At 70.3% G+C, this 16,743-nt stretch carries 13 protein-coding genes and 8 pseudogenes; 6 read left to right on the plus strand and 15 right to left on the minus strand.

Annotated features, from left to right (window positions below; all coding sequences use genetic code 11):
- Positions 1-37 precede the first annotated feature (37 nt).
- From H0I39_RS20140 to mltG, 4 genes and pseudogenes are all read right to left on the minus strand, one after another.
- Positions 38-415, minus strand: a complete 378-nt coding sequence (locus H0I39_RS20140; protein ID WP_180551516.1) for a PilZ domain-containing protein — start codon at positions 413-415, stop codon at positions 38-40.
- 17 nt (positions 416-432) lie between these two features.
- Positions 433-1,406, minus strand: a pseudogene (locus H0I39_RS20145) (DNA polymerase III delta subunit-related protein).
- A gap of 16 nt (positions 1,407-1,422) precedes the next feature.
- Positions 1,423-2,086 (minus strand): annotated as a pseudogene (gene tmk, locus H0I39_RS20150) (dTMP kinase).
- Between the two features lie 8 nt (positions 2,087-2,094).
- Positions 2,095-3,122 (minus strand): annotated as a pseudogene (gene mltG, locus H0I39_RS20155) (endolytic transglycosylase MltG).
- Positions 3,123-3,206: 84 nt separating this feature from the next.
- Between mltG and ygfZ the strand changes: the two are divergent.
- The 4 genes from ygfZ (at position 3,207) to H0I39_RS20175 (ending at position 7,902) form a co-directional block, all read left to right on the plus strand.
- Complete coding sequence (ygfZ, locus tag H0I39_RS20160; protein ID WP_308645954.1) at positions 3,207-4,124, plus strand: CAF17-like 4Fe-4S cluster assembly/insertion protein YgfZ; 918 nt, start codon at positions 3,207-3,209, stop codon at positions 4,122-4,124.
- Positions 4,125-4,628: 504 nt separating this feature from the next.
- Positions 4,629-5,165: a hypothetical protein gene (locus H0I39_RS20165; protein ID WP_180551907.1), complete on the plus strand. Its 537-nt coding sequence runs from the start codon at positions 4,629-4,631 to the stop codon at positions 5,163-5,165.
- On the plus strand, positions 5,054-6,742 hold the full coding sequence (locus H0I39_RS20170) for a CLIPPER-2 domain-containing protein (RefSeq protein WP_180551513.1): 1,689 nt from the start codon (positions 5,054-5,056) through the stop codon (positions 6,740-6,742). Before H0I39_RS20165 ends, H0I39_RS20170 begins: the two co-directional genes overlap by 112 nt.
- Before the next feature lie 269 nt (positions 6,743-7,011).
- Positions 7,012-7,902 carry an SMP-30/gluconolactonase/LRE family protein gene (locus tag H0I39_RS20175; RefSeq protein WP_180551512.1) on the plus strand — a complete coding sequence of 297 codons (891 nt, stop codon included), beginning with the start codon at positions 7,012-7,014 and terminating at the stop codon, positions 7,900-7,902.
- Between the two features lie 243 nt (positions 7,903-8,145).
- Here the strand turns inward: H0I39_RS20175 and H0I39_RS20180 are convergent.
- From H0I39_RS20180 to H0I39_RS22875, 7 genes and pseudogenes are all read right to left on the minus strand, one after another.
- A pseudogene (locus H0I39_RS20180) lies at positions 8,146-9,011 on the minus strand (YbgC/FadM family acyl-CoA thioesterase).
- Between the two features lie 158 nt (positions 9,012-9,169).
- Positions 9,170-10,133, minus strand: a pseudogene (locus H0I39_RS20185) (alpha/beta hydrolase).
- A 117-nt stretch (positions 10,134-10,250) separates the two neighbouring features.
- A complete protein-coding gene (locus H0I39_RS22870; protein WP_308645955.1) occupies positions 10,251-11,084 on the minus strand; it encodes a DUF3011 domain-containing protein in 834 nt (277 codons plus the stop codon).
- Positions 11,018-11,260, minus strand: coding sequence for a hypothetical protein (locus tag H0I39_RS23785; RefSeq protein WP_180549139.1), 243 nt, complete (start codon positions 11,258-11,260; stop codon positions 11,018-11,020). Before H0I39_RS23785 ends, H0I39_RS22870 begins: the two co-directional genes overlap by 67 nt.
- A 261-nt stretch (positions 11,261-11,521) precedes the next feature.
- Positions 11,522-11,821, minus strand: coding sequence for a hypothetical protein (locus H0I39_RS23600; RefSeq protein ID WP_307776937.1), 300 nt, complete (start codon positions 11,819-11,821; stop codon positions 11,522-11,524).
- The gene (locus H0I39_RS23605; protein WP_307776938.1) at positions 11,818-12,366 is read right to left on the minus strand and encodes a hypothetical protein; all 549 of its coding nucleotides are present in this window, start codon (positions 12,364-12,366) and stop codon (positions 11,818-11,820) included. Before H0I39_RS23605 ends, H0I39_RS23600 begins: the two co-directional genes overlap by 4 nt.
- Positions 12,363-12,605: a hypothetical protein gene (locus H0I39_RS22875; protein WP_257646287.1), complete on the minus strand. Its 243-nt coding sequence runs from the start codon at positions 12,603-12,605 to the stop codon at positions 12,363-12,365. The genes H0I39_RS23605 and H0I39_RS22875 overlap by 4 nt, the downstream gene beginning before the upstream one ends.
- Here H0I39_RS22875 and gbd point away from each other — a divergent pair.
- A pseudogene (gene gbd / locus H0I39_RS20205) lies at positions 12,489-13,562 on the plus strand (4-hydroxybutyrate dehydrogenase). The gene H0I39_RS22875 and the pseudogene gbd overlap by 117 nt on opposite strands.
- A 163-nt stretch (positions 13,563-13,725) precedes the next feature.
- On the opposite strand, the pseudogene H0I39_RS20210 reads toward gbd, so the two are convergent.
- From H0I39_RS20210 to H0I39_RS20220, 3 genes and pseudogenes are all read right to left on the minus strand, one after another.
- A pseudogene (locus H0I39_RS20210) lies at positions 13,726-14,099 on the minus strand (phospholipase); the annotation flags it as partial.
- Positions 14,100-14,177: 78 nt separating this feature from the next.
- Positions 14,178-14,543, minus strand: a complete 366-nt coding sequence (locus H0I39_RS20215) for a DsrE/DsrF/TusD sulfur relay family protein (RefSeq protein WP_180551885.1) — start codon at positions 14,541-14,543, stop codon at positions 14,178-14,180.
- 66 nt (positions 14,544-14,609) lie between these two features.
- Positions 14,610-15,260: a glutathione S-transferase N-terminal domain-containing protein gene (locus H0I39_RS20220; RefSeq protein WP_180551909.1), complete on the minus strand. Its 651-nt coding sequence runs from the start codon at positions 15,258-15,260 to the stop codon at positions 14,610-14,612.
- 184 nt (positions 15,261-15,444) lie between these two features.
- Between H0I39_RS20220 and H0I39_RS23610 the strand changes: the two genes are divergently transcribed.
- Positions 15,445-15,651 (plus strand): hypothetical protein, encoded by a 207-nt coding sequence (locus H0I39_RS23610; RefSeq protein WP_180551507.1) that lies wholly within the window; start codon positions 15,445-15,447, stop codon positions 15,649-15,651.
- A 105-nt stretch (positions 15,652-15,756) separates the two neighbouring features.
- On the opposite strand, the pseudogene H0I39_RS20230 reads toward H0I39_RS23610, so the two are convergent.
- A pseudogene (locus H0I39_RS20230) lies at positions 15,757-16,743 on the minus strand (helix-hairpin-helix domain-containing protein); the annotation flags it as partial.

Genomic DNA, 16,743 nt, shown 5'->3' on the forward strand with positions numbered 1-16,743 from the left:
CGGCGCGAGCCGCGTCCGGCCGGCCGCAGCCCCCGCGTCAGATGGTCTGCGTCGGTCGGTCCGAGCTCAGTGCGGAGCCGAGAATCTGCTCGATCTTGACCTTGAGCTGCTCCGACTTCTCGTCTTTCGGAAAGCGGATGCCCACGCCCTGCGTGCGGTTGCCGGTCGCGCGCGCCGGGGTGATCCAGGCCACCTTGCCGGCCACCGGGTAGCGCTGCGGGTCGTCCGGCAGCGTGATCAGCACGTACACGTCGTCGCCCAGTTTGTGATCGCGCGCCGAGGGAATGAAGATGCCCCCTTCCGCGAACATCGGGATGTAGGCTGCGTACAGCGCCGCCTTTTCCTTGATCGCCAGCTGGATGACGCTGGGTCGGGGCGTGGACAGGGCGGCGTTCTGGCTCGGGCTGGTGGACATGACGGTGCAAAAGGGGTTCAGCGACGCGAGTTTAGGGCCTGCCGTGCACTGCTGACCAGGAATTCTGTCGCCAAACCGGGGTTTAAGGGATGTTCGGCGGTGCGTGTCGACTGCGCCAGCTGCTGCCACCACTTGGTGAGCGCGCCCACGGGCAGCGGCCGCTCGGGCAGATCGGCGCGGTCGAAGAAGCGCGGCGCGGCACCCACCTGCAACGCCAGCAGGTCGTGGCACAGCTTCTGCAGCCGTGCCACGGCTTCGGGCAGTGGCAGATCGGCCAGCGCGCTGGCCTCGCCCTGCGCCAGTGCCCGTGGCAGCAGTGCCCAGCGGCGCGCGCTGTCCTTGCCCTGCGCCAGCGCCAGGGCTTCGGCCGGCCGCCCGCCGCCGGCGCGCAGCAGGGCGGCGCCCTCCCGGCCGCGATGCCCTGCGCGCTCAGCCACGGCAGCGCCTCGTCCGCGTCCGGCCACAGCAGGGTGTGGCCCAGGCAGCGGCTGCGAATGGTGGGCAGCAGCAGGTGCGCCGCGTCGGTGGCCAGCACGAAGCGCACGTCGCCCGGCGGCTCTTCCAGCGTCTTGAGCAGGGCGTTGGCGGTGACCTGGTTCATGCGCTCGGCCGGGTACACCAGCACCGCCCCGCGCGCGCGCCCGCTGGTGCGCTGGGCGAATTCGATGGCGTCGCGCATGGCATCGACACGGATCTCCTTGCTGGGCTTGCGCTTCTTGTCGTCAATGTCGGATTGCGCCTTTTCGGGCAGCGGCCAGCCGCGCGCAATCATGTCGGTCTCGGGCATCAGCACCACCAGGTCGGGGTGCGTGTGCACGTCGATGCCGTGGCAGCTGGCGCACTTGCCGCACGCGCCCTGGGGCGTGGGGGCATCGCACAGCCAGGCGCGCACCAGGGCTTCAGCCAGTTCGAACTGGCCCAGACCCGACGGGCCCTGCAGCAGCCAGGCGTGGCCGCGCTGGGCCAGCAGGCTTTCCAGCTGGCGCGCAATCCAGGGGCCGGCGCGCTCACAGCCATCCCCTGCCCTGCACCGCCGCCTGCACGTCGCGCCACACGGCGTCGCGCGGCTGATCGGCGTCGATGCGGGCGAAGCGCGCGGGCCTCGCCGGCGCGGCGGGCGTAGCCGGCGCGCACGGCGTCGAAGAAGGCGGCCGGTTGCGCCTCGAACTTGTCGGGCACACGCGCGCCCACCAGGCGCTCGGCGGCCACGGCGGGTGGCAGATCGAACCAGATGGTCAGATCGGGCTGCAGCAGCGGTTTATGGGTCAAATCGGCCTCCAGCTCCCGTGTATCCTGCACCAGAAGCTCCAATTTTGATAGCGACTGCCAGTCGAGCCCGCGCCCGCCGCCCTGGTAGGCAAAGGTCGCGTCGGTGAAGCGGTCGCACAGCACCGCGTCGCCGCGTGTCAGCGCCGGGGCGATGACCTGGCGGATGTGGTCGCGCCGGGCGGCGAACATCAGCAGCGCCTCGGTCAGCGCGTCCATGGGCTGGTGCAGCGCCAGCGCGCGGATCTGCTCGGCCAGCGGCGTGCCGCCGGGCTCGCGCGTCAGCACCACGGTGCGGCCGGTAGCGCGCAGGGCGTCGGCCAGCGCGTCGATGTGGGTCGACTTGCCGGCACCGTCGATGCCCTCGAAGCTGATGAACAGGCCCGTCTGCGCCATCGTCGCCATCGCCGCCATCAGTTGCCGCTGGCGGCCGGAGCCGGGGCGGGCGCGCCGCCGCCGCGCTGGTACTTGTTGACCGCACGGTTGTGGTCCTGCAGCGATTCGCTGAACTTGCTGCTGCCGTCGCCGCGCGCCACGAAGTACAGCGACTTGGTCTGCGCCGGCTGCACCGCCGCCATCAGCGAGGCCTTGCCGGGCATGGCAATCGGCGTAGGCGGCAGGCCGGCGCGGGTGTAGGTGTTGAAGGGCGTGTCGGCGGTCAGGTGGCTGCGGCGCAGGTTGCCGTCGAACGCATCGCCCAGGCCGTAGATCACGGTCGGGTCGGTCTGCAGCCGCATGCCGATGCGCAGGCGGTTGATGAACACACCGGCGATCTCGGGCCGGTCGCCGGCCTGGCCGGTTTCCTTCTCGACGATGCTGGCCAGGATCAGCGCCTCGTCGGGCGACTTCAGCGGCAGGCCGGGCGCGCGCGCGTCCCAGGCGGCCTGCAGGCGCCGGTCCATCAACTGCAGCGACTGGCGCAGCACGTCCACATCGCTGGCGTTCTTGAAGTAGTGGAAGGTGTCGGGGAAGAAGCGCCCTCGGGTGCCACGCCCGGCTTGCCCAGCGCCTTCATGATCTCGGCCGGCGCCATGCCTTGCGTGTCGTGCCGCAGATGCTCGGCTTTGGAGAGCGCGTCTCGGAACTGCTTGAACGTCCAGCCTTCCACCAGCGTCACCGTCAGCACGATGCGGTCGCCGCGCACCAGCTTGCCCAGCAGGTCGCCCGGCGTCATGCCGCGCGTGACGGCGTAGTCGCCGGGCTTGATGGTCTGCTCGCCCACCGCGAAGCGGAAGAACGCGTGCAGCAGATCGGCGTTGGTGCGCACGCCGCCTTCCACCGCCTTGGCGGCGGCGGTGCGCAGCGAGGCGCCCTGCGGCACGCTGATCTCGACCTTCTCGGCCGCCAGCGGCAGCGGCTGCTGCGTCCACCACCAGGCCCAGCCGCCGGCCGCCAGGGCCAGCGCCAGCAGCAATGCCAGCAATTTGAATAGGGTTCGCACGGGGCTATGAACGTCCTGAAAACGAGCCGGCCATGATAATTCAGCCCATGTCCGAGTCCGTATCTGCCTTCCCGCCGTCGCCGCATCGAACGGCATCGCCCCCTGTCCCACCTGGGCGTCATCCGCGCCCGGGGCGAAGACGCCGCCACCTTCCTGCAGGGCCAACTGACGCAGGACGTGGTGCTGATGAAGCAGGGCGAGGCGCGCCTGGCCGCCTTCTGCAGCGCCAAGGGCCGCATGCTGGCCAGCTTTCAGGTGCTGAAGACCGCGCCCGACGAACTGCTGCTGGTGACCAGCGCCGACACCCTGCCCGCCACGCTCAAGCGCCTGTCGATGTTCGTGCTGCGCGCCAGGCTCAAGCTGAGCGACGCGACCGGGGATTACGCGGTCTGGGGGCAACTCGGCGAAACTCCTGATTTGATAGCTGCCAGCGCCGATGGGGCGGGCGCTGAGGCCCAAAACGATGCCGAAAAACCAGCGCACCGCATCGCCCTGCCCGCCGCAGGCGGCGTGGCACGCACGCTGTGGTTGGCGCCCGCCGGCAGCGCCCTGCCCGCCGGCGTGGCGCCCCTGACCGAAGCCGACTGGCTGCTGGCCGAGGTGCTGGCCGGCGTGGCGCGCATCACGCCGCCGGTGGTCGAGGCCTTCGTGCCGCAGATGCTGAACTACGAAAGCGTGGGCGGCGTGAACTTCAAGAAAGGCTGCTACCCCGGCCAGGAAGTGGTGGCGCGCAGCCAGTTCCGCGGCGCCATCAAGCGGCGTGCCTACGTCGGCCACGTGGCGGGTGCGGCGCAGGCAGGGCAGGAGGTGTTCTCGGCGGCCGACCCCGATCAGCCCGTGGGCCAGATTGCGCAAGCCGCCGCGGCAGACGACGCTGCAGCGGTGATCGCCGTGCTGCAGGTGGCCGAGGTGGCGGCTGGCGCCGCACTGCACGTCGGCAGCGCCATCGGCCCGGCGCTGACGGGGCTGGCGATTCCGTACCCGCTCGCGGAAGACATCTGAGCATTTGCTGAAAACCCCGGCGCGAGAGGCTCTGGCCCGCGACCTGGAAGCGCTGCAACGGCGCACTTTCAAGCGTCGCCACCCACAAGCGCGGCCGCTCGCCGGCGTGATAAAATCACACCGCCGCCTGTTGCGATAGGCGCGCCCCATGTGGCGCGTTACGCTCAGGCGCCAAGGGCGAACCACCAAGCCGGCTGCCGTGCCCGCAAGCGGCATGGGCAGCCGGCGCCCTCCAACACGACAGGAACGCACCGTGCGCATCTCACCCCCTGGCATCGCACTATCACCCGGCATGTGTCCCGGACATTGCCCGCAACCGCGCCGTGGCGCAACTGCGCGGCGCCTGGTTCGGGGCCTGCCTGCTGGCGGCGCTGGTCACCCCGGCGCTGGCCCAGACCCCTTCGGCCAACCTTCTCGTCAACGGCGGCTTCGAGAACAATCCGCCGCCCTCCCTTTGCGCCAATAACCTGGGGGCGTCGGTCACGCCCTGGCAGTTGGCGGGCGGTGGCCACCAACGTCATCGCCGTCGACGGTGGCACGACGGTGGACCCGGCCCTGGGTCGAACCGGCGGCGGCACCTGCAACTACGGCATCAACGTCAACTTCGATGCCGAGGTGGCCAACCCCAACGGCACTCGCCGGCATTACCTGGACATCGACGGCGTCAACGAGCTGTACCAGACCCTCGTCGTGCCCAGCTGCGGCAGCGGTGACACCCGACCGCGCACGCTCCGGTTCTCCGGCTATTTCTCCAGCCGCGACACCGGCACCGGCGGCAGCGGCACGGTACGCCTGCTGCGCGGCAACGTTCAGGTGGCCGGCAGTCGGGTGCAGCCCGTGGACGGAGAGGGCGTGTTGCTCGCGTCCGTGAGTTCACCCCCGCATTGCCGTGGAATCGCTGGACGCAGGTATCCGGCACCGCCACCGTGGTGCCTGGCGACAAGATCACCTACGCCATCTACATGTCGAACCCCACCAATTTCGACAACGCATCGATCACCGTCGACGATCTCGACTGCCCCGCCACCACGCTCACGCTGAAAAAGCACTGGGCCGGCGCCACCGTGGGCAACACCGCGACGCTGACCGCCACCCGTGTGGCCGGCACGCCCGCCGTGCGCACGCAGATCGACTCGCTCAGCTCCACCGCCACGGCCGCCGCCAACGCGCCGGGCGGCCAGACCACCACCGACGCCACGCCCACCACCGTTTTCGCCGGCGACGTGATCGAGTTGGCCGAAACCTTCACGCCCGCCACGGCCACCTACCACGCCGGCCTGCAATGCACGGGCGACGTCGGCCTGAGCGGCTTCACCCTCACCGTGGGCGCGCTGGGCGCCGGCGCCGCGCCCATCGTCTGCACCTTCAGCAACAGCCTGAGCGCACAGCCCAGCCTGGTGGTGGGCAAAGACATCGCCGGCGTGGCCGACACCAACGACAACGGCGTCACCGGCGATGCCGGCGACCTGGTGACCTACGCCTTCACGGTGCGCAACAACGGCAACGTCGCCCTCACCGGCGTGAGCCTGACCGACCCGCTGGCCGGCCTCTCGGCCCTCGCCATCACCTGGCCCGACCCGGCCAACCCCGGCACCCTGCCCGTCAACACCGAGGCCACCGCCACGGCCACCTACACCTTGACCCCCGCGGACGCGGCATCGGGCCAGATGAGCAACACCGTCACCGCCACGGCCAACCCCGTGGGCGGCGTCACGCCGCGGGGCAGCGACAGCATCACCCAGCCCGTGCTGCCCACGCCTGCGCCGCAGCTCACCCTGGCCAAGACCGCTGCCGTGGCCGACACCAATGGCAACGGCTCGCAAGGCGACGCGGGCGACGTGGTGACCTATACCCTCACCGCCACCAACGCCGGCAACGTGCCGCTGAGCGGCGTGGTGCTCACCGACCCGCTGGCCGGCCTTTCGACCCTCACCATCACCTGGCCCGATGCGGCCAATCCCGGCACCCTGCCCGTGGGCGCGCAGGCCACCGCCACCGCCACCTACACGCTCAGTGTCACGGACGCGACGGCCGGGCAGGTCAGCAACACCGCCAGCGTGACCGCCGATCCGGTCAACGGCAAGGTGGCCGTGCCGCCCGCCACGGCCACGGCCAGCCAGCCCGTGCTGCCCACGCCGGCGCCGCAGCTCACCCTGGCCAAGACCGCCGCCGTGGCCGACACCAATGGCAACGGCACGCAGGGCGATGCGGGCGACGTGGTGACCTACACCCTCACCGCCACCAACGCCGGCAACGTGCCGCTGAGCGGTGTGGTGCTGACCGACCCGCTGGCCGGCCTTTCGACCCTCACCATCACCTGGCCCGATGCGGCCAACCCCGGCACCCTGCCCGTGGGCGCGCAGGCCACGGCCACCGCCACCTACACGCTCAACGCCGCGGACGTCACAGCCGGACAGGTCAGCAACACCGCCACCGCAACCGCCGACCCGGTCAACGGCCTGGTGGCCGTGCCGCCGGCCACAGGCACGGCCAGCGTCAGCACCCGGGCGGCGCCCCAGGGCGTGACCGCCGTGCCCGTGAACCACCCCTTGGCCCGGTGGTTGCTGGTTGGCGCGGTGGCATGGCTGGGCCGCCGTGCCTGGGCAGGGCGCAAGTAATTCCATCTGCAATTCAACGCGTCAATCGCCGTCATCCCGGCGAAGGCCGGGATCCATGTTTCTCCGCACACGCCGTCTGGATTCTGGCCCCGTATCGCGGTACGGGGCAGGCTTTGCGCCGGAATGACGAGATATGGCAGCTTTGATCTGGAATTGGAATAAGAGCGTCGCGTGCAGGCCCGCCGGCCCGCCAGGACGCCGGTGGAAGGCGGTATCGCCGTGACCGGCCTATCATGCCCGGCACAACACCACCACGAGGAGACACCGCCATGCCCGCTTTCGACACCCTGCTCTCCGGCTACAGCTTCTTCGAGGGCCCGCGCTGGCACGACGGCCGGCTGTGGCTGTCGGACTTCTACACGCACCAGGTCATCGCCTGCGATCTGCAGGGCCGCGTCGAAAAAATCGCCGACGTGCCGGGCCAGCCCTCGGGCCTGGGCTGGCTGCCGGATGGGCGGCTGCTGATCGTCTCCATGCGCGACCGCCGCGTGCTGCGGCGCGAGGCCGATGGCCAGCTGGTGACGCACGCCGACCTGTCGAACATCGCCACCGGCCACTGCAACGACATGGCCGTGGATGCCCAGGGCCGCGCCTGGGTGGGCAACTTCGGCTTCGATCTGATGGGCGGCGGCGGGGTGCAGACGGCCAGCCTGGCGCGCGTCGACCCCGACGGCAGCGTGCACGAGGCGGCGCGCGACCTCTACTTTCCCAACGCCATCCTGCCCACGCCCGACGGCCGCACGCTGATCGTCAACGAAACGCTGGGCAACCGCCTGTCGGCCTTCGACATCGCCGCCGACGGCAGCCTGGGCCCGCGCCGCGACTGGGCGGTGTTCGGCCCGCTGGTGCAAAGCGACAAGCTGGACGACTACATCGCCGGCGGCAAGGTGGCCGCCGATGGCGGCGCGCTGGACGCCGAAGGCGCCGTGTGGGTGGCCGACGCCATCGGCAACCGCGCCCTGCGCGTGGCCGAGGGCGGGCGCGTGCTGCAGGAGGTGTCGACCGGCGCGCAGGGCACCTTTGCCTGCACGCTGGGCGGGCCGGACGGGCGCACGCTGTTCCTGTGCGTGGCGCCCGACTTCATGGAGCACCACCGCGCGGCCGCGCGCGAGGCGCAGATCTGGACCACGCGCGTGGACGTGCCGGGCGCGGGGTTCTGACGCGCGGCGACGCCGGCCGCCGGCCCGCCGGCCTTGGGCGCGGCGCGATGCTGAGGAGGTTCCCGCAAGGGGGGACTTCCCAGATTTTTTGCATGGTTGATAAAGGCTTTGCGCCCAGATAACGGGCGCAAGCAGCTACGTTATTGATACTTCAACATGGCGCCAAATGGCTATCGCTTGTTTCCGCCCTCCAGCGGTGTGGTGGGAAAGCCATGCCCTTGAAGATGTGCCGATCTTCTGCGTTCAAAGGTTTTCAAACGACCGCGCCATGCCGATGTGTGCAATGCCCACCTCGTCGTACGGCGCGCCCTCGGGCACATAACCCAGCCGCTGGTAGAAGCCTTCGGCACTGCGCTGCGCGCTGAGCACGATGCGGCGGTCGCCGCGCTCGAAGGCGGCCTGCTGCAGCGCCTGGATCAGCTGCCGCCCCACCCCGCTGCCGCGCAGCGCGCGGTCCACCGCCATGCGGCCGATGCGGCCCTCGCCCGGCGCTTGCTGCAGCAGGCGCCCGGTGGCCACGGGCATGCCCAGCAGGTTGGTGACGACGGCGTGCACGGCCGTGGCATCGGCCTCGTCCCACTCGTCCGCGCGGGCGATGCCCTGCTCCTCGATGAACACCGCCGTGCGCAGAGCCCGCGCCGCGTCGCCCAGCGCGGCCCAGTCGCCGGTCTGCACATGGGTCACGGGCTGGCCGGCTTCGTAGGCCTCGATCAGCGCGCGCAGCGGCGCCGGCACCGGCCGCGAGGTCTGCGTGGCCGGGTCGGCGAACACGTAGACCAGCTCGCCTGCCGTCAGCAATCGATCGCCACGGAAGATGCCGCCCACGAAGGTCATCGACGAGGCGCCGATGCGGTCGCAGCGCAAGCCGATGTCGAGCCGGTCGTCCATCTCGGCCGAGGCGTTGAACTCCACCGCCGTCTTGCGCAGAAAGATGTCGCCGCCCAGCCGCTGCATGGCCGCGGCATAAGGCATGGCCAGCGCGCGCCAGTAGTCGCTGATGGCGCAGTCGAAATAGGCCAGGTAGTGCGGGTTGAAGACGATTTTTGCATGTCCACCTCGGCCCAGCGCACGCGCAGGCGGTGGTGGTGACGGAAGTCGGTGGGTTTCATGGCGGTTTGCCTGTTCTCAGTCAAATCAGCGGCCAGCGCTTTGGCGGCGGGCGCTGGCAGCTATGGATCTTAAAGTTCTGGGAGGGGCTTGCCCGCGATAGAACCTCGGCCTTACGGCAGCGCCCTATCGCGGGCAAGCCCGCTCCCACAGCCCGGGATCATGGTGCTGGCAGTCCAAAGGCCTGCCGCAGCGCCGCCGCCGCATCCTGGTGCAGCTGCCGCGCCTCGGCAATGGCGCGGCCCATGGTGATGAAGCCGTGCACCACGCCGCGGTAGATCTCCAGATCGACCGGCACGCCGGCGGCGCGCAGCTTGTCGGCGTAGGCCACGCCCTCGTCCACCAGCGGGTCGCATTCGGCCAGGCCCACCCAGGCGGGGCCACGCTATCGACGTCGGCGCTTTCAGCGGCGCAAAGCGCCAGTCGCTGCGGTCCACGCTGTCGATGTAGTGGTGGAAGAACCAGTCGATCAGCGCCTTGTCGAGCACCGGACCGTGCGCGAACAGCGCGTGCGAGTCGGTGTCCTGGTGGTCGGTGGTGCCGGGGTAGATGAGCAGTTGCAGCGCCAGCTTCAGCCCCGCGTCGCGCGCGTGCACGGCGCTGACGGCCGCCAGCGTGCCGCCGGCCGAATCGCCGCCGACGGCGATGCGCGTGGTATCGAGGCCCAGGGCGCGACCGCCCTCGCCCGCCAGCCAGTGCAGCGCATCCCAGGCGTCGTGCACCGCGGTGGGAAAGCGCCATTCGGGCGCCAGGCGGTAGTCGAGCGACAGCACGGCGGCGCCGCTGGTTGCGCTGAGCACGCGGCAAAAGGTGTCGTGCGATTCTATGCTGCCGATGGTGAAGCCGCCGCCGTGGGTGTACAGCAGCACGGGGAGGCCGGTGTCAGTACTGGGCGCGACCAGGCGCGCGGGCAAGGCGTGGCCGTCGCGCGCCGGGATGCGCACCTCCTCCACGCGCGCCAGTTCGGGCTTGACGTCGAGCACGCCGATGGACTTGGCGTAGGCGGCCTTGGCCTGCTGCGCCGTCAGCGTGTGCATGGGCGGGTAAGGCGCCTGCGCCATGCGCTCGACCAGCAGGCGCATGGCGGGGGTCAGGCGGGCGTGGATGTCGGGCGAGTGATTCATGATGAAATAAGCTGCCAGCGCCCTGCTGGCGGGAGCTGGCAGCTATTGATAACGTAGTGACGGAAAGGGTGCGCCGCACCGCTGCGCCGCGGCGCGGCGCGGCGCGGCGCGGCGCCGTCAGCGTGCCCCGAAGCGTCCGCGGCAGCCCCGGTCGACCCAGATCTCGCGGCCGTCGTAGCCCCAGCTGCGGCCTTCGCGGCAGCTGTCTTGCGAGAGCTGGTCGATCAGCGCCGGCCGGCCCCAGCGCGGGTCCCAGTTGCAGCGGTTCAGACGTTGCTCCACGCTTTCGCAGACCACGGTGCGGCCGTAGCCGGGGCTGCGTCCGCCCCAGTCGGCGGCAGCAAACTCGCCCCGGCAGCCACCGCGCACCCAGACGCCGCCGTCGCGGCTGCCCCAGGTCTGGCCTTCGACGCAGGCGGTTTCGGACAACTGGCGCACCAGCATCTGGCGCCCGGGCGCCGGCGCGCGGCATTCCTGGTGGCGGCCTTGTTCGCTTTCGCAGCGGTAGGCATTGGCGGCGGTGCCGTAGTCCGGATTGACCCAACCCTGCGCGGGCCCGAAGTCGCCACGGCAGCCACCGCTGACCCACACCTGGCCGTTGAAATGGCTGCCCCAGGTCTGCCCCTCGATGCAGGGCGCGTCGGAGATCTGGCGCAGCAGGGTCAGGCGTGCCGCCACCGGCGCCTGGCAGTCGCGCCGCCGGCCCTGGTCGCTCTCGCAGCGCACGGTGTAGCGCGTGTCGCCATAGCCACCCACGCCGGCCTGGCCGCCGTAGGTGTCGGCAAAGCGGGCGCGGCAGCCATTCATCACCCAGACGGAGCCGACGCCGCGCGTGCCCCAGGTCTGGCCTTCGATGCAGGCCGCGGACGAGAGGGTTTCCGCAATCACCGGCCGGCCGCGGAAGGGCGTGCCGCACTCCTGAAAGCCGCCGTCACGGCTTTCGCAGGTGATGCCGGGGCCGCCGTAGGGTCGTACCCCGGACTGCCATAGGTCGGGTTGCCGAAGGGCACGGTGCCCCAGGGCTGGCCCAGCGGCTGGCCGATGGGCTGGTCGTACTGCGCCTGCGCCAGCGGCGAGAACGCAACGGCGGCCAGTGCCAGGGCCGCGAGGGACGGAATGCGGGTCATGCGAACGATCTCCTGTGGGTGGCGCCCGAAGGGGCAATCCACTGCTCAGCGCGGTGGCCGGCCGGGCGGTTGTCGCGCCAGCTTCAGGGCGCACCACGGCGGCGCACCGTGCCCGGCACAGGTTTCAAGCCAAATCGGCCTGCAGCGCTGATGCAGCAAGCGCTGGCAGCTATCATTGGTATAGCTCCAGCGCATGCCTGGGCGATCAGCGGAAGCTCACCGTCACCGGCTGCAGGCCGGTCACGCCGTCGTAATGCGCGGTCACCTTCTGGCCGGCCTTGGGCGGCAGCAGGGCCGAGAACGAGGGCTGACCACCTGCCCCGGCCGCAGCGACAGGCCTTCGGCCTTCAGCGCCTGCGCCAGCCACACCACCGCGTTCAGTGGGTGGCCCAGAACGTCGCTGCCCTTGCCGCCGCCCAGCGGCGCATCGGCGGCATCGACCAGGTGCACGTTCATGTCGCGCAGCTCGTTCAGCACGCGGGCCTGGCCCACGGCGTCCTGCGGCACCATCAGCGGCGCGCCGCGCACGCCCAGGCGCGCACCCACGTTCAGCGCGCTCAACGCGGCGCCGTTGACCTTGGCGGGGTCTCCACCACCAGGTCGGGCAGTTCGATGAAGGGAATGATCTGGTCCACCTGCGCCAGCACCTCGGCCGGGGTCTTGGCGTTGTTGATGGCGGCGCTCTTCACGCGCACCAACAGGTCGGCCTCGTACAGCGGGCGGGCGCCGAAGGCGGCGTCCACGGTGGCGCCGCTGTTCAGCAGCATGTTGGTGTACAGCGCGCCCCACACCGGCTCGGTGGTGTTGAAGCGCTTTTGCACTGCCGGGTTGGTCAGGCCCGCCTTGTAGCCCGCCAGGCGGCCGGCCTGGCCAGCCAGGCGCTGCTGCAGCTTGCTGCGGGTGCAGTTGGCGTCGACCATGGTCAGGTTCTCCGGCAGGTTGGCGGCCGGGCGGCGGGCGTTGTAGTCGCCCAGCAGGCGGTTGACGGCGACGTCGTCCAGGCAGCCGGGCGTGTTGGCCACCACCGGGGCCGAGGTGCTGGCGCAGCCGGCCAGCACCGACACGGCGGCCCCCAGGGCCAGGGCTTGTAGTGTGCGGGACTTCATGTAGCGATCTCCTGTGGGTTTGACTGAATAATGAAACCTGAACATCGTACTTTGGAAATCCACCCATGGCCCTCATCCAATACCTCACCCAGATCGAGTTCGACTACGGCGCCGTGCAGCAACTGCCGGCGCAGTGCCAGCGCGTGGGCATCACGCGGCCGCTGATCGTGACCGACGCGGGCGTGCGTGCCGCCGGCGTGCTGCAGCCGGTGATCGACGCCCTGCAGGGCCTGCCGCATGCCGTGTTCGACGGCACGCCGCCCAACCCCGAGGCCGCCGTGCGCCGCCACCGAGATCTACCAGCGCGAGCGTTGCGACGGCCTGATCGCCGTGGGCGGCGGCAGCGCCATCGACTGCGCCAAGGGCGTGGCCATTGCCGCCACGCACCCCGGCCCGCTGAAGACCTACGCCACCATCGAAGGCGGCAGCCCCAAGATCACCGAGGCGGCCGCGCCGCTGATCGCCGTGCCCACCACCGCCGGCACCGGGAGCGAGGTGGCGCGCGGCGCCATCGTCATCGTCGACGATGGTCGCAAGCTGGGTTTTCACAGCTGGAGCCTGATGCCCCGGGCCGCCATCTGCGACCCGGCGCTCACCTGGGCCTGCCGCCCATGCTGACCGCCGCCACCGGCATGGACGCCATCGCGCACTGCATGGAGGTGTTCATGGCCCCCGCCTTCAACCCGGTGGCCGACGGCATTGCGCTGGAGGGCCTGCGCCGCGGCTGGGCCCACATCGAGCGCGCGACGAAGGACGGCAGCGACCGCGAAGCGCGCCTGAACATGATGGCCGCCAGCATGCACGGCGCGCTGGGCTTTCAGAAAGGCCTGGGCGCGGTGCATTCGCTGAGCCACAGCCTGGGCGGCGCCAACCCACGCCTGCACCACGGCACGCTGAATGCGGTGTTCCTGCCCGCCGTGATCCGCTTCAACGCTGGGGCCGAAAGCATCCAGAAGGAAGACCGCCTGGCGCGCATGGCCCAGGCCATGGGCCTGCCCGCCGGCAGCGACGTGGCCGACGCCGTGCACGACATGACCGCGCGCCTGGGCCTGTCCACCGGCCTGGCCGCCATGGGCGTGACCGAAGACCTGTGGGCTGGCGTGATCGAGCACGCCCAGCTTGACCACTGCCACAAGACCAACCCGCGCATCGCCAGCGCCGACGACTACCGGCAGATGCTGGCCGAGTCGATGTAATTCAATTCAGATCAAAGCTGCCCTATCTCGTCATTCCGGCGCAAAGCCTGCCCCGTACCGCGCTACGGGGCCGGAATCCAGACAGCGTGTGCGGAGAAACATGGATCCCGGCCTACGCCGGGATGACGTTATAAGCCGCCGCGGCGCAGCGCCCGCGTGGCGCTCAGAGCGGCTGCACCTGCGCCGGATCGGGCCGCGCCGGCCAGGCCTCGAACTCGTCCGCCAGTTGCCGCGCCGCCTGCACGGCACTGCTCCAGGCCTGCACGCGCTCGGGGTGGTGTGGCGCGGTGGCGCCACTTGAGCTCTCGCCCAGCCAGCTGGGCACCACCGCCTGCTGGAAGTGCGGGTACAGCACCAGCGCGCCGGTGGTGGCAAATTCAGCATCAAATCGGCCTTCAGCGCTTGCTGGGCGGGCGCTGACAGCTATCGAAGATGAAGCGACATAGGCCAGGTGCAGGTGGTAGTCGGTGATGCCGCCGTCCCAGTAGGCGCCGCGTGGCGCCCCGGAATGTCGTGCACCACCTTCAGCACGAAGGGATCGAGCCGCTGGCCTGCAGCGCGTGTGGCGGTACGCGGCCGGGCCGGCGTACAGCCGCAGCGCCCGCAAGCGCGGCGTCAGAAGGTGATGACCTTGTCGGCCGCCATGGTGGCGTCGGCCAGTTCGGCCAGCGTGCCGACGGTGACGCCGCCGATCAGCTGCAGCGAAAGCAGGCCGCGGTTGCCGGCGCAAGTCTTGCACACCTTCACCGGCACCTGCTGGGCCACCAGCTGCTCCACCATCTGCTGCAGGGTGTTGCCCGAGGCGTCCTGCTGGTTAGGCAGGCCGAGCACGGTGGCGTCGGACATCAGGAACACGTCGAGCTGCGGCTTCTCGCCCTCGCGCCCCATCAGCGCCAGGGCCAGGCGCAGGGCGGACAGGCAACGCTCGCTGCCATAGGGCGCGGCATGGATGATGAGCAGGATTTTTGCATGGTCTTTCAGGGTGGGATATCAGGACCGACTGATGTTAGCGCGCGCCGGTGTCGGCCCACACTGCTTGCCGCGCCATCACGGCCTCAAAATCGGGCCGCGCGAGCAGGCGCCCAGCCACTGCGACAGCGCGGGCGCCGTCTGCTGTGCAAAGCGTGCCGCGTCGTGGCGGGCGAACTGGCGCACGAAGGGCGCGATGGCGAAGTCGGCCAGCGCGGGGCGGGTACCGAACAGGTAACGCGGTGCCGCACCACCCTCCAGCCGCACCGCCAGCAGCGACAGAAAGCCCTGGGCAACATCGAAATGCTGCGCCGCAAAGGCGCGCGCCAACGGATCGCTGTCACCCGCGTCAGGCGCCCCGCCCCACTCGGCGCGGTAGCGCGCGGGGTACTTGTAGCGGTCGAGGTGCGGCTTGAAGTCGCGCTCGCAGGCCTCGATCAGGGCCAGCATCTCGGCCAGCGTGCCCTGCGCGGGCGTCAGCCAGCCCTCGGGATCGTGCTGCGCCAGCGCCCAGCGCATCACGTCCAAGCTTTCGTCGATGACCTGGCCACCCGGCAGCACCAGCACGGGCACCGTGCCCTTGGGCGACGCGACCAGCATGGCGGCGGGCTTGGCGCGCAGCGTGATCTCGCGCAGTTCCACGTCGAGCGCCGACACCTGCACCGCCCAGCGGGCGCGCATGGCGTAGGGGCAGCGGCGAAAGGTGTAGAGCACGGGGCGTGGCGTCATGCGGGCATTCTGGCAAAGCGCGCGACACAGCTGGTCACAACACGCCCCCACCGGCGGGGCGGGAACTCTGGCCTTCGTGCGGCCTCGCACCTATAGTGGGGACGTGGCGCACCATGCCCCACCACGCGGGGCGGAACAGGTTCCGACTACCGCCCTTTCTGCCGATGTATGGAGAAGACAAACCATGCACCAGCTCTTGACCCAATTCACCGTCCGCTGGTTGTCGCTGATGACCGGCGCGGCCCATGCCACCACGGCGCTTCGCGCGATGACGCGCCACGCACCCGAGAGCGACCCCGACGATGAAGTGCCGCGCGAACTGCCCACGGTGCCTTTGCCGACCGTGGCTGTGCCCTCGGTACCTTTGGCCACCTGGCCCAAGCCGGCCTGATGACCACCGCGCATTCGGCGCCCCACGGTGCCGGATGCTGGACCGAATCTGTTTTTCGCTCTCGTTTCAATAGCTGCTGGCGCTGACCAGACAAGCGATGCAGGCCTATTTGCTCTGCAAGCCCTTGAGCTTTTCAAACGCCGAAGCCATGGCGCCCTGGGGCGTGGGCGCGTTGCCCTGCCCTGCCCGCCTGCGTAGCCACCGCGGCCGCGGTCGCCCCGGCCGGCGTGCTCGAAGCGGTTCTCGCGTGGGCCATCGCGGCGCGGCGCCTGCGCGTCCAGCTTCATCGTCAGGCTGATGCGCTTGCGCGGCACGTCCACTTCGAGCACCTTCACCTTCACGATCTGGCCGGCCTTGACGACCTCGCGCGTCGTTGACGAACTTGTTCGACAGCTCACGTGCACCAGGCCATCCTGGTGCACGCCCAGGTCGACGAAGGCGCCGAACTGGGCGACGTTGCTCACCGTGCCTTCGAGCACCATGCCCTCCTTGAGGTCGGCAATGTCTTCCACGCCCTCGTTGAAGCGCGCCACCTTGAAGTCGGGGCGCGGGTCGCGGCCGGGTTTTTCCAGCTCAGCCAGGATGTCCTTCACCGTCACGGCGCCGAACTGTTCGGTGGCGAAGGCTTCGGGCTTGAGCGGCTTGAGCAGTTCGCTGCGGCCCATGAGCTGGTCGATGGGCTTGCCGGTCTTGACGATGATCTGCTCCACCACTGGGTAGGTCTCGGGGTGCACGCCGGTCATGTCCAGCGGGTTGTCGCCGCCGCGAATGCGCAGAAAGCCCGCGCTCTGCTCGAAGGTCTTGGGGCCGAGGCCGCTGACTTCCAGCAGCTGTTGGCGGCTTCTGAACGCGCCGTGCGATTCGCGCCAGCGCACCACGGCCTTGGCCACGGTGCCCGACAGGCCCGACACGCGCGCCAGCAGGCGCGCTGGCGGTGTTCAGATCGACACCGACACCGTTCACGCAGTCCTCGACCACGGCGTCGAGCTGGCGCGCCAGTTCGCTCTGGTTCACGTCGTGCTGGTACTGGCCGACGCCGATGCTCTTGGGGTCGATCTTCACCAGCTCGGCCAGCGGGTCTTGCAGGCGGCG

Origin of the sequence: Ottowia beijingensis, from assembly GCF_013423955.1 — a bacterium.
Taxonomy (GTDB): domain Bacteria; phylum Pseudomonadota; class Gammaproteobacteria; order Burkholderiales; family Burkholderiaceae_C; genus Ottowia; species Ottowia beijingensis.